Below are 21,922 nucleotides of genomic sequence, written 5' to 3'. Positions count from 1 at the left end.
TTGGCGGCGGGCATTATGACGTGCGACCTGATAATGACCAATGATATGGGTTATCAAATACACACTGTGCGGCGCTAGACCGAACAATAGTCCTAAATGCCCTGCACATCCTGCGGCAAAGTAACAAAACCGGCAAATTTAGATCGAGTGGTACGTCACACTGTCGTTCAGAGGCAGCAGAATCTTGCCAGCCTGTTAAAATGCCCGCCCTTTTGATCAATGACTCCCTGAATTCTGTATGTCCCGACTCAATCCCCGGCAGCAAGAAGCCGTGAACTACGTCGGCGGCCCTCTATTGGTGCTCGCCGGTGCCGGTTCCGGCAAGACCAGCGTGATCACCCGCAAGATCGCGCACCTGATCCAGAGCTGCGGCATCCGCGCCCAGTACATCGTCGCCATGACCTTTACCAACAAGGCGGCGCGGGAAATGAAAGAGCGCGTCGGCACCCTGCTCAAGGGTGGCGAAGGCCGTGGCCTCACCGTGTGTACCTTCCACAACCTGGGGCTGAACATCATCCGCAAGGAGCATGTGCGGTTGGGCTACAAGCCGGGCTTCTCGATCTTTGACGAGACTGACGTCAAGGCGCTGATGACCGACATCATGCAAAAGGAATACGCGGGCGACGACGGCGTCGACGAGATCAAGAACATGATCGGCTCGTGGAAAAACGACCTGATCCTGCCCGCCGAAGCCCTGGAAAACGCGCGCAACCCCAAGGAACAGACCGCCGCCATCGTCTACACCCACTACCAGCGCACGCTCAAGGCGTTCAACGCGGTGGACTTCGACGACCTGATCCTGCTGCCGGTGAAGCTGTTCCAGGAACACGCCGACATCCTCGAAAAGTGGCAGAACAAAGTCCGCTACCTGCTGGTGGACGAATACCAGGACACCAACGCCAGCCAATACCTGCTGGTGAAGCTGCTGATCGGCAAGCGCAACCAGTTCACCGTGGTGGGCGACGACGACCAGTCGATCTACGCCTGGCGCGGTGCCCGCCCGGAAAACCTGATGCTGCTCAAGGACGACTACCCGTCCCTGAAAGTGGTGATGCTGGAGCAGAACTACCGCTCCACCAGCCGCATCCTGCGTTGCGCCAACGTACTGATCTCCAACAACCCCCACGAGTTTGAAAAACAACTCTGGAGCGAGATGGGCCACGGCGACGAGATCCGCGTGATCCGCTGCCGCAACGAAGACGCCGAAGCCGAGCGCGTGGCCGTCGAACTGCTCACCCTGCACCTGCGTACCGACCGGCCCTACAGCGATTTCGCGATCCTGTACCGCGGCAACTACCAGGCCAAGCTGATCGAGCTGAAGCTGCAGCACCACCAGATTCCTTATCGTCTGTCGGGCGGCAACAGCTTTTTCGGACGCCAGGAAGTGAAAGACCTGATGGCCTACTTCCGGCTGATCGTGAACCCGGACGACGACAACGCGTTCCTGCGGGTAATCAACGTCCCGCGCCGGGAAATCGGTTCGACCACCCTGGAAAAGCTCGGCAACTACGCCACCGAACGCAAGATCTCGATGTACGCCGCCACCGACGAAATCGGCCTGGGCGAACACCTCGATACCCGCTTCACCGATCGCCTGGCGCGCTTCAAGCGCTTCATGGACAAGGTGCGCGAGCAGTGCGCCGGCGAAGACCCGATCAGCGCCCTCCGCAGTATGGTCATGGACATCGACTACGAGAACTGGCTGCGCACCAACAGCTCCAGCGACAAGGCCGCCGATTACCGCATGGGCAACGTGTGGTTCCTGATCGAGGCGTTGAAAAATACCCTCGAGAAGGACGAAGAAGGCGAGATGACCGTCGAGGACGCCATCGGCAAGCTGGTCCTGCGGGACATGCTTGAACGCCAGCAGGAAGAGGAAGACGGCGCCGAAGGCGTGCAGATGATGACCTTACATGCGTCCAAGGGCCTGGAGTTCCCCTACGTGTTCATCATGGGAATGGAAGAGGAAATCCTCCCGCACCGCTCCAGCATCGAAGCCGACACCATCGAAGAAGAACGGCGCCTGGCCTACGTGGGCATTACCCGCGCGCGTCAGACCCTGGCCTTCACCTTTGCCGCCAAGCGCAAGCAGTACGGCGAGATCATTGATTGTGCCCCCAGCCGATTCCTTGACGAACTGCCGCCGGATGACCTGGCATGGGAAGGCAACGACGACACACCAACCGAAGTCAAAGCCGTTCGCGGCAATACCGCCCTGGCGGATATACGCGCGATGTTAAAGCGCTAGAATCGACTACTTTTTAATCTACTTTCGGCGCGTGTTGCGCCAACAGAGGAAGCTTTCGTGGAAGCACTGCACAAGAAAATTCGCGAAGAAGGCATCGTGCTTTCCGATCAGGTACTCAAGGTCGACGCCTTTCTGAACCACCAGATCGACCCGGCGCTGATGAAACTGATCGGTGACGAATTCGCTGCGTTGTTCAAGGATTCGGGCATCACCAAGATCGTCACCATCGAAGCCTCGGGCATTGCACCGGCGATCATGACCGGCCTGAACCTCGGCGTACCGGTGATTTTCGCGCGCAAGCAACAGTCCCTGACCCTGACTGAAAACCTGCTGTCGGCGACGGTGTATTCCTTCACCAAGAAAACCGAAAGCACCGTGGCGATCTCGCCGCGCCACCTGACCAGCAGCGACCGCGTGCTGATCATTGATGACTTCCTGGCTAACGGTAAGGCATCCCAGGCGCTGATTTCGATCATCAAACAGGCCGGCGCGACCGTTGCAGGTTTGGGGATTGTGATCGAGAAGTCGTTCCAGGGTGGCCGTGCGGAGCTGGATGCACAGGGTTATCGGGTTGAGTCGCTGGCGCGGGTGCAGTCGTTGGCGGGTGGGGTTGTGACCTTTATCGAGTAATTTGCAGCACTGCAAATCCCGAGTGAACACAATTCAAAATGTGGGAGCTGGCTTGCCTGCGATAGCGGAGTGTCAGTCGACAGAGATGTCGACTGTCAGGCCCTCATCGCAGGCAAGCCAGCTCCCACATTTGATTTGTGGTGTTTGTTAGTGCGCGGTGGCTTGTAGGCCCGCTAGCAGCAGCCGCTGGTACAGGTCCTCTTTCAACCCCTCCGGCTTATCCAACCCCATCCGCACCAAATGCTCGGGAAACGCCTCCGGCTCCGGTGCATCCAGCGCCGCCTTGCCCAGTTCCAGAATCTCCGTCAGCTTGAATTTGCTCTTGAGCCAGTTCAACGCCCGCAGCAAATCCCGCTCTTCATCGGTGAAATCACAGCCCAACGGGTACTCCGGGAACAACCTCGGATGCCGGGCCTGAATCGCCTGCAAACGCTCCGGCGTGTTGTCGGTAAACCGCGGATCCAGCTGGAAATCCTTCGGCAACTTCCCGGCCTTCTGCGCCTGTTCGATCAAGTCTTCCTGGAACCGTGAGTCGGTGATATTCAGCAGCGCCTCGATTACCTTGGCATCGGTCTGCCCACGTAAATCCGCGATCCCGTATTCGGTGATGACGATGTCCCGCAGGTGCCGGGGAATGGTGCAGTGGCCGTATTCCCAGACGATATTGGAACTGACCTCGCCCCCCGATTCGCGCCAGCTGCGCAGGATCAGGATCGAGCGCGCGCCTTCCAGCGCATGGCCCTGGGCGACGAAGTTGTATTGCCCGCCAACGCCGCTGAGCACCCGGCCGTCTTCCAACTGGTCGGCCACGCCCGCGCCCAGCAGGGTCACCGTAAATGCACTGTTGATAAACCGCGCATCCAGGCGCTGCAAACGCTTGAGTTCTTCCTGCCCGTAAAGCTCGTTGATATAGCTGATGCGGGTCATGTTGAATTCCAGACGCTTGCTCTGGGGCAAATCCCGCAGGCGCTCGTAGAAACTTTGCGGGCCGAGGAAGAAGCCGCCGTGCACCGAAATGCCGTCGGTCTGTGCGGCTTCGTCCAGGGTGCCGGCGTTAGCCCGCTCCTGAGTCGCCACGTCCGGGTACACCTTGCGCCGCACAATCCCGGCGTCGGCCAGCACCAGCAGGCCGTTGACGAACATTTCGCTGCAACCGTACAGGCCACAGGCGAAGGGTGCGACGCCGCCTTCATGGCTGATCAGCGGCGCCCATTGGTACACATCCAGGTCGGTGAGCAACAGGCGATACGCCTCGTTGTCCGCCTGACGCGCCAGCAAGGCGGCGGTCAGTGCGTCGCCCATGGAGCCGATGCCGATCTGCAGGGTGCCGCCGTCGCGCACCAGGGTGCTGGCGTGCAAACCGATAAAGTGGTCCTGGAAACCTACAGGCATGTTCGGCGTGGAGAACAGCGTGGTGCTGTCCTTCTCGTCGATCAGGAAGTCGAATTCGTCCATGCCCAGTTCGGCGTCGCCGGGCATGTAGGGCAAATCACTGTGAACCTGGCCCACCACCAGGATGGTTTCACCGGCCTCGCGGCGCTTGGCGATCATCGGCAACAGGTCGAGTGTGATGTCGGGGTTGCAGCTCAGGCTCAGGCGATCCGGGTGTTCGGCGCTGCTGGCCACCAGCTGCGCAACGAGGTTCAGGCCGGCGGCGTTGATATCACGGGCGGCGTGGCTGTAGTTGCTGCTGACGTAATCCTGCTGAGCCGAGGCGCTGTGCAACAAACTGCCGGGCTGCATGAAGAACTGCTGCACGTGAATGTTGGCCGGCAGATTGTCCTTGTGCAGGGCGGCGAGGAAATCCAGCTCGGGATAGTCGCCGAAAACCCGTTCGATAAAAGGTTCGAGGAAGCGCTTCTGCAAGCCATCGCCCAAGGTGGGGCGGCCCAGGACCAGGGCGGTGTAAATGGTCAGCGCCCGATCCGGCAGCTTGGCGACACGCCGGTACAGCGCGTTGACGAACAGGTTGGGTTTGCCCAGGCCCAGGGGCATTCCCATGTGAATATGCGCCGGCAGCCGTGCCAGTACGTCGTCGACCGCTTGCTCGATTGAACACAACTGCACCATCCGACTTCTCCCGAACATTCCATGAATTGGGGTTGGACCGAGCTTGCCGGGTCTTTGCTGCAAAGAACAGCCTAAAAAGGCAAATCGCGGGCACAAAAAAGCCGCTGGTCAGCGGCTTTTTTGGCGAAGATCGGTTTATTTAAGACCCGACATCTTCTCGATCGCGCCTTTAAGCTCGGCATCCGAGCAGTCGGCGCAGGTGCCTTTGGGTGGCATTGCATTCAGGCCGGTGATGGCCTTGGCCAGCAGGCCGTCGAGGCCACCCTGGTGGTCCGCGCGGTCTTTCCAGGCGGCGGTGTCACCAATTTTCGGGGCGCCCAACAGACCGGTACCGTGGCAAGCGTTGCAGTGCTTGGCGATCACGTCATCCGGCGATTTCGCGCCACCGCCGCCGCCCGCAGCCACTGCCACTTCCATCCCCTTGCACTCTTGCCCCTGGACGCACACCTGGCCGACAGGCTCAAGGCGTTTGGCAATTTCATCATTGGTCGCAGCTTGAGCGCTGACAGCCCATAGGGCCAGTACGGTTGCTGGTGCAGCCAGCATTTTCATAATTAGGTTCACGCGTTCACCCTCAATGGTGGCTATTCACGCCTGCGGCCACGGTTTCGCAGGCGGCGAAAGTATAACGGTTAGCCCGCCGCGCCGAAACAACCCTATTAGCCAAGGGGAGATTCAGCAGGGCGGAATGCTGCTATGGGAGTCTCTGCGACATAGGCAGGACGCCTCTTTTCTTAAAAGTTCGCGGGTGTGGCTGCGCTGATTAGTCGCGCCGGCACTTCGAACGGATTACGAAAACGGTGCGGCTTGGTGCTTTCAAAGTAGTAGCTATCGCCGGCTTCGAGCACAAAAGTTTCAAGACCGACTACCAGCTCCAGGCGGCCTTCCACCAGAATCCCGGTTTCCTCGCCCTCATGGGTGAGCATCTCTTCGCCGGTATCAGCACCTGGCGGGTAGATCTCGTTGAGGAACGCAATCGCCCGGCTCGGATGCGCGCGGCCCACCAGTTTCATGGTGACGGCGCCGTCGGAGATATCGATCAGCTCATTGGCTTTATAGACGATCTGGGTCGGTTTTTCCTGGAGGATCTCCTCGGAAAAGAACTCCACCATCGACATGGGAATGCCGCCCAGCACCTTGCGCAAGGAGCTGATGGAGGGGCTGACACTGTTTTTTTCGATCATCGAAATGGTGCTGTTGGTGACGCCCGCGCGCTTGGCTAGCTCACGCTGGGAAAGACCTTTCAGTTTACGGATGGATTGCAGTCGTTCGCCGACGTCCAATGCAGGAGCCTCCTAGGATTCAGGCGTTGTTGTAATTGAGCGTTATCATGGCGACAGCGTTCAGTATTTACAACACTTTGGCCTAAATCCCGGGATCTGCCATTCGTGGGTGCCGCTCAAGCGCCGGAATAGAGCCGTGGCACCCGGCGCAGGTTGCAGAAGATCTGGTAGGGAATGGTGTCGGCGGCGGTGGCAACGTCACTGGCGAGGATGTTTTTGCCCCACAACTCGACGGTGGAGCCGAGCCCGGCCTGAGGTACGTCGGTCAGGTCGATACACAGCATGTCCATCGACACACGGCCCAGCAGTTGACTGCGCTGGCCGGCCACCAGCACTGGGGTGCCGGTGGGCGCGTGGCGCGGGTAGCCGTCGGCATAACCCATGGCAACCACGCCGACGCGCATCGGTTTCGGGGTGATGAACTTGGCGCCGTAGCCCACCGGCTCGCCGGCCGGCAGTTCACGTACGCAGATGACTTTCGACTCAAGGGTCATCACCGGCTGCAAGCGCGCGGCGATGGCCTGGTCCTCGCCAAACGGCGTGGCGCCGTAAAGCATGATACCCGGGCGTACCCAGTCACTGGACACGTTCGGCCAGCCCAGCACCGACGGCGAATTGCGCAGGCTGACCTGGGCCGACAAGCCCTGGCGCGCCGCTTCAAACACCGCGACTTGCTCTTCGCTGCTGGTGCTGTCCAGCTCATCGGCACGGGCGAAGTGGCTCATCAGCACGATCTTCGCGACTTTGCCGCTGGCCAGCAGGCGCTGGTAAGCGTCGTGATAATCCTTGGGGTACAAGCCGACACGGTGCATGCCCGAATCAAGCTTGAGCCAAACGGTCAGCGGCTTGCTGAGCTGCGCCTGTTCAATTGCATCCAGCTGCCACAGCGAATGCACCACGCACCAGAAATCATGCTCGATGATCAGCGGCAGCTCGTCGGCTTCGAAAAAACCTTCCAGCAACAGCACCGGCCCGCGAATCCCGGCGGCCCGCAGTTCCAGCGCTTCCTCGATGCAGGCGACGGCAAACCCGTCCGCCTCGGCTTCCAGCGCCTGGGCAACGCGCACGGCACCATGGCCGTAGGCATCGGCCTTGATCACGGCGAGGGCCTTGGCCCCACCCGTGACTTCACGGGCCAGTTGGTAGTTATGGCGCAGGGCTTGGAGGTCGATCAGGGCACGGGCAGGACGCATGGCGGCAGGCTTCTAGGCGGCAGTGAGAAGAAAAAACCGGCACCCACTGACTGCGCGGGAACCGGGAGAGGAGTTTTGCTTAAGGCAGAGCGGCCACAACCGACAGCTCCACCAGGATTTCCGGTTCGCAGAGTTTCGCTTCAACCGTGGCACGGGCCGGCGCGACGCCTTTTGGCAACCACTTGTCCCATACCGCGTTCATCCCGGCGAAATCGGCGTCGATGTCTTTCAGGTAGATGGTCACCGACAGCAGCTTGGTCTTGTCGGTACCGGCCAGGTCCAGCAAACGCTCGATATTGACGAGGGTTTCGCGGGTCTGCTGTTCAATCCCGGCACTCATGTCGTCGCCGACCTGACCTGCCAGATACACGGTACCGCTGTGAACAACGATCTGGCTCATGCGCTCATTGGTGAGCTGGCGCTGGATTGACATGTTTTGCGGACTCCTGGTGGTTGCCATAACGGGAAATATCAAGACCTTCGGCACTGATTTGCGGGGTTTTCTTCGCCATCAAATCGGCCAGCAAGCGACCAGAGCCACAAGCCATGGTCCAACCGAGGGTGCCGTGGCCGGTGTTCAGGAACAGGTTCTTGAACGGGGTGGCACCGACAATCGGCGTGCCGTCTGGCGTGGTCGGGCGCAGGCCGGTCCAGAAACTGGCCTGGCTCAAATCGCCGCCCTGAGGATAAAGGTCGTTGACGATCATCTCCAGGGTTTCCCGCCGGCGCGGGTTCAGCGACAGGTCAAAACCGGCTATTTCAGCCATGCCACCGACGCGGATACGGTTGTCGAAACGGGTGATCGCGACCTTGTAGGTCTCATCGAGAATGGTCGAAGTCGGGGCCATCGCCGCGTTGGTGATCGGCACGGTCATCGAGTAGCCCTTGAGCGGGTACACCGGCGCCTTGATTCCCAGTGGCTTGAGCAGTTTCGGCGAGTAGCTGCCGAGGGCCAGCACGTAGCGGTCGGCGGTTTCCAGCTTGCCGTCGATCCACACACCGTTGATCCGGTCACCGGCGTAGTCCAGGCGCTGGATATCTTGCTCGAAGCGGAATTCGACACCCAGTTGCTTGCACATGTCGGCAAGGCGGGTAGTAAACATCTGACAGTCGCCGGTCTGGTCGTTCGGCAGGCGCAGGGCACCGGCGAGGATATCGGTGACGCTGGCCAGGGCTGGTTCAACCCGGGCAATGCCGGCGCGGTCCAGTAGCTCGTAAGGCACGCCAGACTCTTTCAACACGGCGATGTCCTTGGCGGCACCGTCCAGCTGGGCCTGGGTACGGAACAACTGCGTGGTCCCCAAGGTGCGGCCTTCGTAGGCAATGCCCGTCTCGGCGCGCAGCTCATCGATGCAGTCGCGGCTGTACTCGGACAGGCGCACCATGCGCTCCTTGTTCACCGCATAACGGCTGGCGGTGCAGTTGCGCAGCATCTGCGCCATCCACAGGTACTGATCGATATCGGCGGTGGCCTTGATCGCCAGGGGTGCGTGGCGCTCCAGCAGCCATTTGATGGCCTTGAGCGGCACACCCGGCGCAGCCCATGGCGAGGCGTAGCCCGGCGAGATCTGCCCGGCGTTGGCGAAACTGGTCTCCATGGCTACAGCCGGCTGACGGTCGACCACGACCACTTCAAAACCAGCTCGTGCCAAATAGTAGGCACTGGCCACGCCAATGACACCGCTACCCAAGACCAGAACGCGCATTTTTATTCCCTCATCACGGCTTGACCGCTGACGTTTGTTGTTCAGCACAAAGATGTGGGCAGTATAAAAAGCAATCACCAGTGCATTTCACTATATAACTGCCTATATTTGGCGACAATTCTCGGCAAAAACCCTTTTCACGGAGGAGCATCCCCTATGCGGACCAACACTCAAACCAAGCGGGAGCTGGACAAGATCGACCGCAACATCCTGCGCATCCTGCAGGCAGACGGGCGAATTTCGTTTACCGAGCTGGGGGAAAAGGTCGGCCTGTCGACCACGCCATGCACCGAGCGGGTCCGGCGCCTGGAGCGCGAAGGGATCATCATGGGTTACAACGCCCGGCTCAATCCGCAGCATTTGAAGGGCAGCCTGCTGGTGTTTGTCGAGATCAGCCTCGACTACAAGTCCGGCGACACCTTTGAAGAATTCCGACGCGCCGTGCTGAAACTACCCCACGTGCTGGAGTGCCACCTGGTGTCGGGGGATTTCGACTACCTGGTGAAGGCGCGAATCTCGGAGATGGCGTCGTACCGCAAATTGCTCGGCGATATCCTGCTCAAGCTGCCCCACGTAAGGGAGTCCAAGAGCTACATCGTGATGGAAGAGGTGAAAGAGAGCCTGAACCTGCCGATCCCGGATTAAGACAGCACCACAGGCCAATGTGGGAGCGGGCTTGCTCGCGAAGTCGGCATGCCAGCCAACCCTATATCCACTGATCCACCGCATTCGCGAGCAAGCCCGCTCCCACACTAGTTGATCGGGGACATCCGCTAGACCAATACCTGACGCGTCGACGCCATGTACGCGTGAATCTGCTTTTCCACCCGTGGGTGGATCAACTCCACCGGGCGGCGGTCGTTGGGGCATGGCAAGGTCGGCGTGGTGCCGAACAGGCGGCAAATCAGCGGGCGTTCGTCGTACACGGTGCAGCCATTGGGGCCGAGGTGCACGCAGTTGAGTTCATCCATCGCCGCTTCCTGCTCGGCAGCGGTCTTGCGCGGCAGGCGCGACATTTCCTCGGGGGACGTGGTCACCGGCCCGCAGCAGTCGTGGCAACCCGGGACGCACTCGAACGAGGGAATCTGCCGGCGCAGCGCGTTGACTTTCTGACTGTTGCAACTCATCGACACAGGGACCGAACGGCGAATAGGCGTGGATTCTGCCCTAAAAGCCCCCGGTGAGACAGCTTCGCCCGACCGCTGTATCCTGCGTCAAATTTTCCAAACAGGGATGCTCCCCATGACCGCCAGCGCCCGGCACGCCAATTCCTACTACGCCGCCAGCAGTTTCCCGCAGCCTGATTATCCGGTGCTGACAGGTGAAATCGTGGCCGATGTGTGCGTGGTCGGCGGCGGCTTTTCGGGGCTCAACACCGCCCTGGAACTGGCAGAACGGGGTTTCAGCGTGGTCCTGCTGGAAGCCCGCAAGATCGCCTGGGGCGCCAGCGGGCGCAATGGCGGGCAACTGATTCGCGGCGTCGGTCACGGCCTGGATCAGTTCACCAACGTCATCGGCACCGAGGGCGTGCGTCAGATGAAACTGATGGGCCTGGAAGCCGTGGAAATCGTGCGCCAACGGGTCGAGCGTTCGCAGATCGCCTGCGACCTGACCTGGGGCTACTGCGACCTGGCCAACAAACCCCGCGACCTGGAACACCTGGCCGCCGACGCCGAAGAACTGCGAAGCCTCGGTTATCGCCATGAAGTACGCCTGCTGCAAGCCAGCGAGATGCCCGGCGTGATCGGCTCTAACCGCTATGTGGGCGGCATGATCGACATGGGCTCCGGCCACCTGCACCCGCTGAACCTGGCCCTCGGTGAAGCAGCGGCTGCACAACAGTTGGGCGTCCAGCTGTTCGAGCATTCCGAAGCGGTGCGCATCGATTACGGCCCGGAGGTCAATGTTCACACGGCTCAGGGCAATGTACGCGCCAAGACCCTGGTGCTGGGCTGCAACGCTTATTTGAACGGCCTCAACCCGCACCTGAGCGGCAAAGTGCTGCCCGCCGGCAGCTACATCATCGCCACCGAGCCGTTGAGCGAAGCCCAAGCGGCCGAGCTACTGCCACAGAACATGGCGGTGTGTGACCAGCGGGTGACGGTGGACTACTTCCGGCTGTCCGCCGACCGACGCTTGTTGTTCGGGGGTGCCTGCCATTATTCCGGACGGGATCCGAAGGACATCGGCGCCTACATGCGTCCGAAAATGCTGCAGGTATTCCCACAACTGGCCAACGTGAAAATCGATTACCAGTGGGGCGGCATGATCGGCATCGGCGCCAACCGCCTGCCGCAGATTGGCCGGCTGGCCGACCAACCCAATGTGTATTTCGCCCAGGCGTATGCTGGCCACGGCCTCAATGCCACCCACCTGGCAGGCAGACTGCTGGGCGAAGCCATCAGCGGCCAGCAAAGCGGGCGGTTCGATCTGTTTGCGAAGGTGCCACACATCACCTTCCCGGGCGGCAAGCATTTGCGCTCGCCGCTGCTGGCGCTGGGAATGCTCTGGCACCGGTTGAAAGAACTGGTCTAAATCAACCGCGCCAGAAGGGTTTTAATCCTTCCTGGCGCGCCTGTTCGACACTCAGGCCCACGTCACGCAGTTGTTCAGGGGTCAACTCCAGCAAGGTCTTGCGCGTGTGCATGCGGTGCCAGAACAACGCCCATGAGCTGAGTGCGGGGGCCGTGGTCCGCGCCGCCATGCGCCGCTCCTGCCCGGCTTCCAGTTCCTGACCGTGTAACGCCAACCGCACATCGCTCAACCCGCTCATTTTTCCTGCCCCTCATTTGCGTATTGCCATGAGTACGTAGGATGAGCCGGTGCGCGAAACCATGACAGATTCAACCACCCAGTATTAAATCCATACAGATACTGCCTATTGGCGGCTGAATCCTGTATTTTCAGCCTATCTGTACTGGTAGCCGGGAAGCATCGCCATGACCCTATACGTCAACCTCGCCGAACTGTTGGGCACGCGCATTGAGCAGGGCTTCTATCGCCCGGGCGATCGATTGCCGTCAGTGCGGGCCTTGAGTGTGGAGCACGGGGTAAGCCTGAGCACCGTACAGCAGGCCTATCGGAAGCTGGAAGACAACGGCCTGGCGATGCCAAAACCCAAATCCGGCTACTTCGTACCCGTGGGCCGCGACTTGCCCGCACTGCCCGCCGTCGGCCGCCCGGCCCAGCGCCCGGTGGAGATTTCCCAGTGGGACCAGGTGCTGGATCTGATCCGCGCAGTGCCACGCAAAGACACCATACAGTTGGGTCGGGGCATGCCGGATGTATTGTCGCCGACCATGAAACCCCTGTTGCGCAGCCTGGCCCGGATCAGCCGCCGCCAGGACATGCCAGGGCTGTATTACGACACCATCCACGGCAACCTGGAGCTGCGCGAACAGATCGCACGCCTGATGCTCGATTCAGGCTGCCAACTGACGCCCCAGGATCTGGTGATCACCACCGGTTGCCACGAAGCGCTGTCCGCGAGCATCCACGCCATCTGCGAGCCGGGCGACATCGTTGCCGTCGACTCGCCGAGCTTCCATGGCGCCATGCAGACCCTGAAAGGCCTGGGCATGAAAGCCTTGGAAATCCCCACCGACCCACTCACGGGTATCAGCCTGGAAGCGCTTGAACTGGCGCTGGAGCAGTGGCCGATCAAAGTCATCCAGCTGACCCCCAACTGCAACAACCCACTGGGCTACATCATGCCGGAGTCGCGTAAACGCGCGCTGCTGACCCTGGCCCAGCGCTTCGACGTGGCAATCATCGAAGACGATGTGTATGGCGAACTGGCCTACAGCTACCCGCGTCCACGCACTATCAAGTCCTTCGACGAAGATGGCCGCGTCGTACTGTGCAGTTCCTTCTCGAAAACCCTGGCGCCCGGCCTGCGGATTGGCTGGGTAGCACCCGGTCGTTACCTCGAGCGCGTCCTGCACATGAAATACATCAGCACCGGCGCCACCGCGACCCAGCCGCAGATCGCGATTGCCGAGTTTCTGAAAAATGGCCATTTCGAACCGCATTTGCGGCGGATGCGTACGCAATACCAGCGTAATCGCGACCTGATGCTCGATTGGGTCAGCCGCTATTTCCCGGCCGGCACCCGCGCCAGTCGTCCACAGGGCAGTTTCATGCTGTGGGTGGAGCTGCCGGAAGGCTTCGACACCCTGAAGCTCAACCGGCTGCTAGTGGATGAAGGTGTACAGATTGCCGTGGGAAGTATCTTTTCCGCCTCCGGCAAGTACCGGAATTGTTTGCGCATGAACTACGCTGCCAAACCGACGCCGCAGATTGAAGAGGCCGTGCGCAAGGTCGGCGCAACCGCCATCAGGTTGCTGGCCGAAGCGGTGGACTGACCTTTTGCGGGAAATAGCCGTCATATGCCGACAATCGCCCTGACTCGGAACCCATGTCATTGATGACCCAACGGCTATTACCGTTTTTCCTGCTGGGCATCCTGGCCCTGGGCGGCTGCGCAACCATCGACCAGCCGCGCACGCCCAGCGAGGCGCTGCCGGCCAGCGAGTCGTCCTTCGGCCGCTCGATCCAGGCCCAGGCCGCGCCGTACAGAGGCCGCTCCGGTTTCCGCCTGCTGCCCAACAGCAGCGAGGCCTTCATGGCTCGCGCCGAACTGATCCGCAACGCCCAGACCAGCCTCGACTTGCAGTACTACATCGTCCACGACGGCATCAGCACCCGCATGCTCGTGGATGAACTGCTCAAGGCCGCCGACCGTGGCGTGCGCGTGCGTATCCTGCTGGACGACACCACCAGCGACGGCCTGGACCAGATCATCGCCACCCTCGCCGCCCACCCGCAGATCCAGATTCGCCTGTTCAACCCGCTGCACCTGGGCCGCAGCACCGGCGTGACCCGGGCCATGGCGCGGCTGTTCGACCTGTCGCTGCAACACCGTCGCATGCATAACAAGCTGTGGCTGGCGGACAACAGCGTGGCCATCGTCGGCGGCCGCAACCTGGGGGATGAATATTTCGACGCCGAGCCCAACCTCAACTTCACCGATATCGACATGCTCAGCGTAGGCCCGGTGGCCGAACAACTGGGCCACAGTTTCGATCAGTACTGGAACAGTGCGTTGAGCAAGCCCATTGGCGATTTCGTCAGCAGCGCCTCCAAAGGCGACCTGGCCAGCGCCCGCGTACGCCTGGAAGAATCCCTTGCCGAGTCTCGCCAGCAAAACCATGCCCTGTACAACCGCCTGCGCACTTACAAGACCCAACCGCGCATGGACATCTGGCGCCGCGAACTCATCTGGGCCTGGAACCAGGCACTGTGGGATGCGCCGAGCAAGGTGCTGGCCAAGGCCGATCCGGATCCACGGCTGCTGCTGACCACCCAGCTGGCACCTGAGCTGGAAGGGGTGAGCCACGAGTTGATGATGATCTCGGCTTACTTCGTGCCGGGCCAGCCTGGCCTGGTGTACCTGACCGGTCGTGCGGACGCCGGCGTCTCGGTGAGCCTGCTGACCAATTCCCTGGAAGCTACCGACGTGCCCGCCGTCCACGGTGGCTATGCGCCCTACCGCAAGGCATTGCTGGAGCACGGAGTGAAACTGTACGAGTTGCGCCGCCAGCCGGGAGACGGCGGCGGCAGCGGCCCTCATCTGTTCCGCAAAGGCACTTTCCACGGCTCGGATTCCAGCCTGCACAGCAAGGCGATCATCTTTGACCGGGAGAAATCCTTTATCGGCTCATTCAACTTCGACCCGCGCTCGGTGCTGTGGAACACCGAAGTCGGGGTGCTGGTGGACAGTCCCGAACTGGCGGAACACGTGCGCAACCTGGCACTGGAGGGCATGGCGCCCCCGTTGAGCTATCAGGCGAAACTACAGGATGGCCAGGTGGTGTGGGTGACTGAAGACAACGGCCAACTGCACACCCTGACCCGCGAACCGGGCAGTTGGTGGCGCCGGTTCAATGCCTGGTTTGCCACATCCGTCGGGCTGGAACGCATGCTTTAAGAACAGCGCAGAGCCCTGTGGGAGCCGGGCTTGCCCGCGATTGCGGAGTATCAGGCACAGGATGCGCAAGCTGACACTCCGCTATCGCAGGCAAGCCAGCTCCCACAGTTGTTCGCATTTCAAGTTCAGGCCGGCTGGGCGCCGCCGAATGCACCTTGGCGAAGCAGCAGAATCACCAATCCCAGCGCCCCCGCTGCCATCAACAGCGGCAACGCATGCCCGCTGATCCACTGGCTGCCGGCACCAGCCACCAGTGGGCCGATCAGGCAGCCAATGCCCCACAGCTGCGCGATATGCGCATTGGCGCGCACCAGTGCGTCGTCGCGGTAGCGCTCGCCAATCAGGATCAGCGACAAGGTGAACAACCCACCGGCGCTGGCCCCGAACAGCACCCACACCGGCCAGATCAGCAGCGTATCCAGCAACAGCGGAATTGCCAGGCTCGTCGCCAGCAGCATCAGCGCGCAGCCGAGAAACAGTGTGCGTCGAGGCAGGTAGTCCGCCAGCGCGCCAATCGGCAGTTGCAGCAACGCATCACCGACCACCACCGTACTCACCATCGCCAGGGCAATCTCGGCGGTGAAGCCCTGTTGCAGGCAATACACCGGCAACAGCGTCAGAATCATCGCCTCGAACGCGGCGAATAACGCCACCGCCCAGGCAATCGCCGGCAAACCCTGGCAGAAGCGCAGCAAGTCGCCGAAGGTCACGCTGAAGGACTCGGCAGTCGGCGCACCGGTGCGGCCCAGCAGCAGGATCGGCGAGAACGTCAGCAGACCAACGCCCACCCAGAAGCCAATGTCGTTATCCGTACCCAGCGCGCCCAGCAGCAATGGGCCTGACAGTTGGCTCAAGGCATAGCTACAGCCGTACAGCGCCACCAGACGGCCGCGCCAGCGCTCGATCACCAGTTGGTTGATCCAGCTTTCGCCGAGGATAAACACGATGGTCAGGATCACCCCGATCATCAGCCGCAGCACCAGCCATACCGGGTAGCTGGGCAATACCGCCAGCAAGCCGATGGAAATCGCCCCGGCCCACAGGCACAGGCGCATCAGGTTCGCCGTACCCAGGCGCGAGGCCAGGCCGCTGGAGACCTTGGCACCCAACAGCACACCAAAGGCCGGCATCGCCGCCATCACGCCGATGGCGAAGCTGCCGTAGCCCCAGCTTTCCAGGCGCAGGGACACCAGCGGCATGCTCACGCCCAAGGCCAGGCCCACGCTCAAGACCGACGCCAACACGGCGAAATAGGTCGCCCAACGCATTTCCACGCTCCTGTGGATGATTTGGAGATCACACAAAACAGTGTGGGAGCGAGCTTGCTCGCGAATGCGGTGTACCAGTCAATACATCGGCGACTGTGCTACCTCATTCGCGAGCAAGCCCGCTCCCACATTTTTTACGGCGGTGTTTCTGGAAGCTTACAACTTGATCCAGGTCGCCTTCAGCTCGGTGTACTTGTCGAACGCGTGCAGCGACTTGTCGCGGCCGTTACCCGACTGCTTGAAACCACCGAACGGTGCAGTCATGTCGCCGCCATCGTACTGGTTGACCCACACGCTACCGGCACGCAGTGCCTTGGCGGTCAGGTGCGCCTTGGAGATGTTCGACGTCCACACCGCAGCGGCCAGGCCGTATTGGGTGTCGTTGGCGATCGCAATGGCTTCTTCCACGCTGTCGAAGGCAATCACCGACAGCACCGGGCCGAAGATTTCTTCCTGGGCGATCTTCATGGCGTTGGTCACGCCGTCGAAAATCGTTGGCTCGACATAGGTGCCACCGCTTTCCTGCAGCGTGCGCTTGCCGCCGGCCACCAGCTTGGCGCCATCGGCATGCCCGGCTTCGATGTACGACAGCACGGTGTTCATCTGCTGGGTATCCACCAGCGCGCCAACCGTGGTGGCCGGGTCCAGCGGGTTGCCCGGCTTCCAGGCCTTGAGGGCCTCGATCACCAGCGGCAGGAATTTATCCTTGATCGAACGCTCCACCAGCAGGCGCGAACCGGCGGTGCACACTTCGCCCTGGTTAAAGGCGATGGCGCCGGCCGCGGATTCGGCGGCGGCTTGCAGGTCCGGGGCATCGGCAAACACGATGTTCGGGCTCTTGCCGCCGGCTTCCAGCCAGACGCGCTTCATGTTCGACTCGCCGGACCGGATCAGCAGTTGCTTGGCGATCTTGGTGGAACCGGTGAACACCAGGGTATCGACGTCCATGTGCAGCGCCAGGGCGTTACCCACGGTGTGGCCATAACCCGGCAGCACGTTGAACACGCCTTTCGGGATACCGGCTTCAACCGCCAGCTCGGCGATGCGGATCGCGGTCAGCGGCGACTTTTCAGACGGCTTGAGGATCACCGAGTTACCGGTGGACAGCGCCGGCCCGAGTTTCCAGCAGGCCATCATCAGCGGGAAGTTCCACGGCACGATGGCCGCGACAACGCCGACGGGCTCACGGGTCACCAGGCCAAGCTGGTCGTGGGGAGTGGCTGCGACTTCATCGTAGATCTTGTCGATGGCCTCGCCGCTCCAGCTCAGGGCTTGCGCCGCGCCCGGGACGTCGATGTTCAGGGAGTCGCTGATCGGCTTGCCCATATCCAGGGTTTCAAGGAGTGCCAGCTCTTCGGCGTTGGCCTTGAGCAAGCCGGCGAAACGGATCATGGTGGCTTTGCGCTTGGCTGGCGCCAGGCGCGACCAGGCACCGGAATTGAAGGTGGCGCGGGCGTTTTCAACCGCGCGCTGGGCGTCGGCGACGTCACAGCTGGCAACCGTTGCCAGCAGACGGCCATCGACCGGGCTTAGGCATTCGAACGTGTCGCCGGAAACGGCGGCGGTGTATTCGCCATTGATGTAGGCGCGGCCTTCGATCTTCAGATCCTTGGCGCGTTGTTCCCAGTCGGCACGGGTCAGGGTGGTCATGCGAGTGTCCTCCTCTTATTGAATACAAGGGCCGGGCGATGTACCCAAGCGCCTTCGAAGAATGCTTGCCCGGCCAGCCAGCTGTTCGGCTCAAGGCAGCTGCCACCCTAAACCAGCGACGATGGATGTTTCAATATATTTGACATAACGGCAGCAAACGCCCTTGCGATGTTCATTTTAATAAACATAGACTTTGAGCTCTCCAACCGCAGGCCAGACGGGACACGCCCATGAACATCCAGAATATCGTCGACTTCAGCCAGGCCAGGACTGAGCCTGACCGCTACCGTCCGGCCGCGGAGAAAATCCTCAAGGGCGACCCTGAGCAAACCGTCTACAACCACTACAACAGTCCGTGCGGCCAGATGAGCGCCGGGGTCTGGGAAGGTGAAGTCGGGCAGTGGAAGGTCAATTACACAGAGCATGAGTACTGCGAGATCGTGCAGGGCGTCTCTGTATTGCGCGACGCCGACGGCAACGCCAAGACCTTGCGGGCCGGTGATCGCTTCGTCATTCCGGCCGGCTTCAGCGGCACTTGGGAAGTGCTGGAACCCTGCCGCAAGATCTACGTGGTGTTCGAAGAAAAGGCCTGATCAATTCTTCAGGCACAAAAAAAAGCCCGCATCGTGAGATACGGGCTTTTTTTCACAAGAAAGAAAACCAATTACTTGATTTTGCCTTCTTTGTAGATCACGTGCTTGCGAACGCGCGGGTCGAACATTTTCTTTTCGAGCTTGTCCGGGGTAGTACGCTTGTTCTTGTCGGTAGTGTAGAAGTGACCAGTACCGGCGCTAGAGATCATTCGAATCAATTCACGCATGATTTAGCTCCTTAGATTTTGCCGTCGCGGCGCAGTTCGGCCAGCACGACAGTGATGCCGCGCTTGTCGATAACACGCATGCCTTTGGCAGATACGCGCAGACGGACAAAACGTTTCTCTTCTTCAACCCAAAAGCGGTGATGCTGCAGGTTTGGCAGGAAACGACGACGGGTTTTGTTGTTTGCGTGGGAAATGTTATTCCCAGTCACCGGACCCTTACCGGTAACTTGACAGACTCTCGACATGCCTCAGCCCTCTAAAACCACATGCCCAACCCGGCATGGGTTGGCCGCTTAATCTCTCAGTCATTTGGCGCCAGGCGCCGCGTTTCTTTAGGGTCTTACCGGCTACACCTACTAGCGAAGGAACCGGGCCCCTAGAAAAGAGCGCTGCTTTATACCAGAAAGACCCCAGTGCAACAACAGGCCGTGTACTTTTATACGCGTAAATCCAGGCCATGGACGCCTGAACCGTTGCCAGGGTGGGCTGCTATAGAAGCTAACCGCTCGTCGCACAGAATGATTTACAGCGCCCGCGCGCACTGCAAAGTGCTCGGCAAAACGACCTGAGGCGCCATCAAAACAGTATTTGAGGCAAAAGCACAGGCAAAAATGGGCTAGTCATTTGTCAATCCGCCCACTACGGTAGGACTTTTCCAGACTGCACTCGCAGATGGGCCTTCGATCTGCAAAGGAAACCGAATATGCGCCTCGCTGCCCTACCGCTACTGCTAGCCCCTCTTTTTATTGCTGCACACGCCCAGGCGGCCACTACCTTGAGCGTCTGTACCGAAGCCAGCCCCGAAGGCTTCGACGTGGTCCAATACAACTCGCTGACCACCACCAATGCCTCGGCAGACGTATTGATGAACCGCCTGGTGGACTTCGACGCTACCAGCGGCAAGCTGGTCCCGAGCCTGGCGGACAGCTGGGACGTCTCGCCGGACGGCCTGACCTACACCTTCAAGCTGCATCCGGATGTGAAATTCCATCGCACCGAATACTTCACCCCAAGCCGTACCCTGACCGCCGAAGACGTGCGCTTCAGCTTCGAGCGTATGCTCGACCCGGCCAACCCGTGGCACAAGATTGCCCAGAGCGGCTTCCCCCACGCCCAGTCGCTGCAACTGCCCACATTGATCAAGAAGATCGACGCCCTCGATCCGCTGACGGTGCGCTTTACCCTGGACCACGCCGATTCAACCTTCCTCGCCGCGTTGAGCATGGGCTTTGCCTCGATCTACCCGGCAGAATACGCCGACAAACTGCTCAAAGCGGGCACACCTGAAAAACTCAACAGCCAGCCTATCGGCACCGGCCCGTTTATTTTCGGGCGTTTCCAGAAGGACGCGACGATTCGCTACAAGGCCAACCCGGACTACTTCGCCGGCAAGCCTGCGGTGGATAACCTGATCTTTGCGATCACCCCGGACGCCAACGTGCGCCTGCAAAGGTTGCGTCGCGATGAGTGCCAGATCGCCTTGTCGCCCAAGCCCCTGGATATCGATGCCGCACAGAAAGACGCCGACCTGAAGATCGAAAAAACAGCGGCCTTCATGACCGCGTTTGTCGCCATCAACAGCCAGCATCCGCCGCTGGACAAACCGGAAGTTCGCCAGGCAATCAACCTGGCCTTCGACAAGGCCAGCTACCTCAAGGCGGTATTCGAAGGCACCGCTGAAGCCGCCAACGGCCCGTACCCGCCCAATACCTGGAGCTATGCCAAGGACTTGCCAGGCTATCCGCAGGACATCGCCAAGGCCAAGCAGCTACTGGATCGCGCCGGGCTCAAGGATGGCTTCAAGACCACCATCTGGACCCGCCCTTCGGGCAGCCTGCTGAACCCCAACCCAAGCCTCGGCGCACAACTGCTGCAAGCGGACCTGGCCAAGGTCGGCATCCAGGCTGAAATCCGCGTGATCGAATGGGGCGAACTGATCCGCCGCGCCAAGGCCGGCGAGCACGACCTGCTGTTCATGGGCTGGGCCGGCGATAACGGTGACCCGGATAACTTCCTGACGCCGCAGTTCTCCTGCGCGGCCGTAAAGTCCGGCACCAACTTCGCCCGCTACTGCGACCCGGCGCTGGACAAGCTGATCAGCGCCGGCAAGACCACCAGCGAACAGGGCGTGCGCAGCAAGCTGTACCAGCAGGCCCAGGCGCAGATCCAGCAACAGGCGCTGTGGCTGCCACTGGCGCACCCGACGGCGTTTGCGCTGACGCGCAAAAATGTCGAGGGGTATCAGGTGAGCCCATTCGGGCGCCAGGATTACTCCAAGGTCAGCGTCAAACCCTGAACCCTGTCAGGGGCTGGCGTGCCAGCCCCTACATCCACCCATATTCCGCCATCGACAGCGGATCACCCTCCCCCACAATGATGTGGTCCAGCACACGCACGTCCACCATCTCCAACGCCTTTTGCAGCACTCTGGTCAGTTTTCGATCAGCAATGCTGGGCTCGGCGCTGCCGGAAGGATGGTTATGGCACAGGATCAGCGCAGCAGCGTCGTAGTCCAACGCGCGCTTCACCACTTGCCGGGGGTAGACGATGGCGTTGTCGATGGTGCCTTGAAACAGCTTCTCGAAGCCCAGCACCCGGTGTTTGGAGTCGAGAAACAGGCAGCCGAATATCTCGTGAGGCTCATGGCGCAGTAGCGCCTTGAGGTAGTCGCGCACGGCCTCCGGACTTTCCAGCACCGAGTCGCTGCGTAGGCGCTCGGCCAAATGACGGCGGGCCATTTCCAGTACGGCTTGAAGCTGGGCGAACTTCGCCGGCCCCAGGCCCAGATGCTGGCTGAACACCGTCTGCCTGGCCTCCATCAGCGCGCGCAAGCTGCCAAATTGCGCCAGCAGATGCCGCGCCAGGTCCACGGCACTTTTACCGGATACCCCGGTGCGCAGGAAAATCGCCAGCAATTCAGCGTCGGAAAGATTCTCTGCGCCCAGCTCCAACAGCTTCTCCCGCGGACGCTCTGCCGCAGGCCAATCGCGAATACTCATGGCACCTCCGTGTGCATGTGCGCCGCTGTTGCATGGCGGACGCTGTGGTATCTTAGGCCATCTTTT

Annotated in this window: 21 protein-coding genes; 8 read left to right on the top strand and 13 right to left on the bottom strand. The window is 60.9% G+C overall.

Annotated features, from left to right (window positions below):
- Positions 1 to 238: 238 nt before the first annotated feature.
- The gene (gene rep / locus JFU58_RS12220) at positions 239 to 2,248 is read left to right on the top strand and encodes a DNA helicase Rep (protein WP_017476688.1); all 2,010 of its coding nucleotides are present in this window, start codon (positions 239 to 241) and stop codon (positions 2,246 to 2,248) included.
- 57 nt (positions 2,249 to 2,305) lie between these two features.
- Positions 2,306 to 2,878, top strand: a complete 573-nt coding sequence (locus tag JFU58_RS12215) for a xanthine phosphoribosyltransferase (RefSeq protein ID WP_008439415.1) — start codon at positions 2,306 to 2,308, stop codon at positions 2,876 to 2,878.
- 147 nt (positions 2,879 to 3,025) lie between these two features.
- Here JFU58_RS12215 and JFU58_RS12210 read toward each other — a convergent pair whose 3' ends face one another.
- The 6 genes from JFU58_RS12210 to dadA form a co-directional block, all read right to left on the bottom strand.
- Complete coding sequence (locus tag JFU58_RS12210; protein ID WP_201140772.1) at positions 3,026 to 4,948, bottom strand: acetyl-CoA hydrolase/transferase family protein; 1,923 nt, start codon at positions 4,946 to 4,948, stop codon at positions 3,026 to 3,028.
- Positions 4,949 to 5,083: 135 nt separating this feature from the next.
- The gene (locus JFU58_RS12205) at positions 5,084 to 5,500 is read right to left on the bottom strand and encodes a c-type cytochrome (protein ID WP_003208757.1); all 417 of its coding nucleotides are present in this window, start codon (positions 5,498 to 5,500) and stop codon (positions 5,084 to 5,086) included.
- 182 nt (positions 5,501 to 5,682) lie between these two features.
- Complete coding sequence (locus JFU58_RS12200) at positions 5,683 to 6,231, bottom strand: cupin domain-containing protein (protein WP_003208755.1); 549 nt, start codon at positions 6,229 to 6,231, stop codon at positions 5,683 to 5,685.
- A 116-nt stretch (positions 6,232 to 6,347) separates the two neighbouring features.
- On the bottom strand, positions 6,348 to 7,424 hold the full coding sequence (alr, locus tag JFU58_RS12195; RefSeq protein WP_201140770.1) for an alanine racemase: 1,077 nt from the start codon (positions 7,422 to 7,424) through the stop codon (positions 6,348 to 6,350).
- A 79-nt stretch (positions 7,425 to 7,503) separates the two neighbouring features.
- Positions 7,504 to 7,857 (bottom strand): RidA family protein, encoded by a 354-nt coding sequence (locus JFU58_RS12190; RefSeq protein ID WP_003208752.1) that lies wholly within the window; start codon positions 7,855 to 7,857, stop codon positions 7,504 to 7,506.
- Entirely contained in the window at positions 7,829 to 9,130 is a 1,302-nt protein-coding gene (gene dadA, locus JFU58_RS12185; RefSeq protein ID WP_063033857.1) for a D-amino acid dehydrogenase, read from the bottom strand. The genes JFU58_RS12190 and dadA overlap by 29 nt, the downstream gene beginning before the upstream one ends.
- Positions 9,131 to 9,286: 156 nt before the next feature.
- On the opposite strand from dadA, the gene JFU58_RS12180 reads away from it, so the two are divergent.
- Positions 9,287 to 9,775, top strand: coding sequence for an Lrp/AsnC ligand binding domain-containing protein (locus JFU58_RS12180; RefSeq protein WP_003206849.1), 489 nt, complete (start codon positions 9,287 to 9,289; stop codon positions 9,773 to 9,775).
- 128 nt (positions 9,776 to 9,903) lie between these two features.
- Here JFU58_RS12180 and JFU58_RS12175 read toward each other — a convergent pair whose 3' ends face one another.
- The gene (locus JFU58_RS12175) at positions 9,904 to 10,257 is read right to left on the bottom strand and encodes a YkgJ family cysteine cluster protein (protein WP_003208747.1); all 354 of its coding nucleotides are present in this window, start codon (positions 10,255 to 10,257) and stop codon (positions 9,904 to 9,906) included.
- A 115-nt stretch (positions 10,258 to 10,372) separates the two neighbouring features.
- On the opposite strand from JFU58_RS12175, the gene JFU58_RS12170 reads away from it, so the two are divergent.
- Entirely contained in the window at positions 10,373 to 11,665 is a 1,293-nt protein-coding gene (locus tag JFU58_RS12170; protein WP_201140768.1) for an NAD(P)/FAD-dependent oxidoreductase, read from the top strand.
- Between the two features lies 1 nt (position 11,666).
- On the opposite strand, the gene JFU58_RS12165 is transcribed toward JFU58_RS12170, so the two are convergent.
- Positions 11,667 to 11,903 carry a DUF1127 domain-containing protein gene (locus JFU58_RS12165; RefSeq protein ID WP_093203711.1) on the bottom strand — a complete coding sequence of 79 codons (237 nt, stop codon included), beginning with the start codon at positions 11,901 to 11,903 and terminating at the stop codon, positions 11,667 to 11,669.
- Between the two features lie 166 nt (positions 11,904 to 12,069).
- Between JFU58_RS12165 and JFU58_RS12160 the strand changes: the two genes are divergently transcribed.
- Both JFU58_RS12160 and JFU58_RS12155 read left to right on the top strand, forming a co-directional pair.
- Positions 12,070 to 13,494 (top strand): aminotransferase-like domain-containing protein, encoded by a 1,425-nt coding sequence (locus tag JFU58_RS12160; protein WP_201140766.1) that lies wholly within the window; start codon positions 12,070 to 12,072, stop codon positions 13,492 to 13,494.
- Positions 13,495 to 13,556: 62 nt separating this feature from the next.
- Positions 13,557 to 15,119 carry a phospholipase D family protein gene (locus tag JFU58_RS12155; RefSeq protein WP_063033853.1) on the top strand — a complete coding sequence of 521 codons (1,563 nt, stop codon included), beginning with the start codon at positions 13,557 to 13,559 and terminating at the stop codon, positions 15,117 to 15,119.
- Positions 15,120 to 15,244: 125 nt separating this feature from the next.
- Here the strand turns inward: JFU58_RS12155 and JFU58_RS12150 are convergent, their stop codons facing one another.
- Together JFU58_RS12150 and JFU58_RS12145 are read right to left on the bottom strand one after the other, a co-directional pair.
- Positions 15,245 to 16,387, bottom strand: coding sequence for an MFS transporter (locus JFU58_RS12150; RefSeq protein ID WP_093203702.1), 1,143 nt, complete (start codon positions 16,385 to 16,387; stop codon positions 15,245 to 15,247).
- 156 nt (positions 16,388 to 16,543) lie between these two features.
- A complete protein-coding gene (locus tag JFU58_RS12145; protein WP_017476698.1) occupies positions 16,544 to 18,037 on the bottom strand; it encodes an aldehyde dehydrogenase in 1,494 nt (497 codons plus the stop codon).
- 230 nt (positions 18,038 to 18,267) lie between these two features.
- Between JFU58_RS12145 and JFU58_RS12140 the strand changes: the two genes are divergently transcribed.
- The gene (locus JFU58_RS12140) at positions 18,268 to 18,630 is read left to right on the top strand and encodes a cupin domain-containing protein (RefSeq protein WP_003213261.1); all 363 of its coding nucleotides are present in this window, start codon (positions 18,268 to 18,270) and stop codon (positions 18,628 to 18,630) included.
- A 71-nt stretch (positions 18,631 to 18,701) separates the two neighbouring features.
- On the opposite strand, the gene rpmG is transcribed toward JFU58_RS12140, so the two are convergent.
- Positions 18,702 to 18,857: a 50S ribosomal protein L33 gene (gene rpmG / locus JFU58_RS12135; protein ID WP_003176906.1), complete on the bottom strand. Its 156-nt coding sequence runs from the start codon at positions 18,855 to 18,857 to the stop codon at positions 18,702 to 18,704.
- Positions 18,858 to 18,868: 11 nt separating this feature from the next.
- Entirely contained in the window at positions 18,869 to 19,102 is a 234-nt protein-coding gene (gene rpmB / locus JFU58_RS12130) for a 50S ribosomal protein L28 (RefSeq protein WP_003213263.1), read from the bottom strand.
- A gap of 458 nt (positions 19,103 to 19,560) precedes the next feature.
- Here rpmB and JFU58_RS12125 point away from each other — a divergent pair, with 458 nt between their 5' ends.
- The gene (locus tag JFU58_RS12125) at positions 19,561 to 21,153 is read left to right on the top strand and encodes an ABC transporter substrate-binding protein (RefSeq protein WP_063033851.1); all 1,593 of its coding nucleotides are present in this window, start codon (positions 19,561 to 19,563) and stop codon (positions 21,151 to 21,153) included.
- A 28-nt stretch (positions 21,154 to 21,181) separates the two neighbouring features.
- Here JFU58_RS12125 and radC read toward each other — a convergent pair whose 3' ends face one another.
- A complete protein-coding gene (radC, locus tag JFU58_RS12120; RefSeq protein WP_201140764.1) occupies positions 21,182 to 21,856 on the bottom strand; it encodes a RadC family protein in 675 nt (224 codons plus the stop codon).
- Positions 21,857 to 21,922 lie beyond the last annotated feature (66 nt).

It is taken from the genome of Pseudomonas sp. TH34, assembly GCF_016650865.1.
Lineage (GTDB): Bacteria > Pseudomonadota > Gammaproteobacteria > Pseudomonadales > Pseudomonadaceae > Aquipseudomonas > Aquipseudomonas yamanorum.
Note: the sequence above shows the minus strand (reverse complement) of the source record. Positions and strands in the feature narration are given on the sequence as shown.

What these genes read in the sequence shown, in the direction of transcription:
- JFU58_RS12180 (WP_003206849.1), top strand. Translation starts at nt 9,287, where the DNA reads ATGCGGACCAACACTCAAACCAAGCGGGAGCTGGACAAGATCGACCGC.
- JFU58_RS12160 (WP_201140766.1), top strand. Translation starts at nt 12,070, where the DNA reads ATGACCCTATACGTCAACCTCGCCGAACTGTTGGGCACGCGCATTGAG.
- JFU58_RS12150 (WP_093203702.1), bottom strand. Translation starts at nt 16,387, where the DNA reads ATGCGTTGGGCGACCTATTTCGCCGTGTTGGCGTCGGTCTTGAGCGTG.
- dadA (WP_063033857.1), bottom strand. Translation starts at nt 9,130, where the DNA reads ATGCGCGTTCTGGTCTTGGGTAGCGGTGTCATTGGCGTGGCCAGTGCC.
- JFU58_RS12190 (WP_003208752.1), bottom strand. Translation starts at nt 7,857, where the DNA reads ATGTCAATCCAGCGCCAGCTCACCAATGAGCGCATGAGCCAGATCGTT.
- rep (WP_017476688.1), top strand. Translation starts at nt 239, where the DNA reads ATGTCCCGACTCAATCCCCGGCAGCAAGAAGCCGTGAACTACGTCGGC.
- JFU58_RS12155 (WP_063033853.1), top strand. Translation starts at nt 13,557, where the DNA reads ATGACCCAACGGCTATTACCGTTTTTCCTGCTGGGCATCCTGGCCCTG.
- JFU58_RS12145 (WP_017476698.1), bottom strand. Translation starts at nt 18,037, where the DNA reads ATGACCACCCTGACCCGTGCCGACTGGGAACAACGCGCCAAGGATCTG.
- JFU58_RS12175 (WP_003208747.1), bottom strand. Translation starts at nt 10,257, where the DNA reads ATGAGTTGCAACAGTCAGAAAGTCAACGCGCTGCGCCGGCAGATTCCC.
- JFU58_RS12140 (WP_003213261.1), top strand. Translation starts at nt 18,268, where the DNA reads ATGAACATCCAGAATATCGTCGACTTCAGCCAGGCCAGGACTGAGCCT.
- alr (WP_201140770.1), bottom strand. Translation starts at nt 7,424, where the DNA reads ATGCGTCCTGCCCGTGCCCTGATCGACCTCCAAGCCCTGCGCCATAAC.
- JFU58_RS12210 (WP_201140772.1), bottom strand. Translation starts at nt 4,948, where the DNA reads ATGGTGCAGTTGTGTTCAATCGAGCAAGCGGTCGACGACGTACTGGCA.
- JFU58_RS12170 (WP_201140768.1), top strand. Translation starts at nt 10,373, where the DNA reads ATGACCGCCAGCGCCCGGCACGCCAATTCCTACTACGCCGCCAGCAGT.
- rpmG (WP_003176906.1), bottom strand. Translation starts at nt 18,857, where the DNA reads ATGCGTGAATTGATTCGAATGATCTCTAGCGCCGGTACTGGTCACTTC.
- JFU58_RS12205 (WP_003208757.1), bottom strand. Translation starts at nt 5,500, where the DNA reads ATGAAAATGCTGGCTGCACCAGCAACCGTACTGGCCCTATGGGCTGTC.
- rpmB (WP_003213263.1), bottom strand. Translation starts at nt 19,102, where the DNA reads ATGTCGAGAGTCTGTCAAGTTACCGGTAAGGGTCCGGTGACTGGGAAT.
- JFU58_RS12125 (WP_063033851.1), top strand. Translation starts at nt 19,561, where the DNA reads ATGCGCCTCGCTGCCCTACCGCTACTGCTAGCCCCTCTTTTTATTGCT.
- radC (WP_201140764.1), bottom strand. Translation starts at nt 21,856, where the DNA reads ATGAGTATTCGCGATTGGCCTGCGGCAGAGCGTCCGCGGGAGAAGCTG.
- JFU58_RS12165 (WP_093203711.1), bottom strand. Translation starts at nt 11,903, where the DNA reads ATGAGCGGGTTGAGCGATGTGCGGTTGGCGTTACACGGTCAGGAACTG.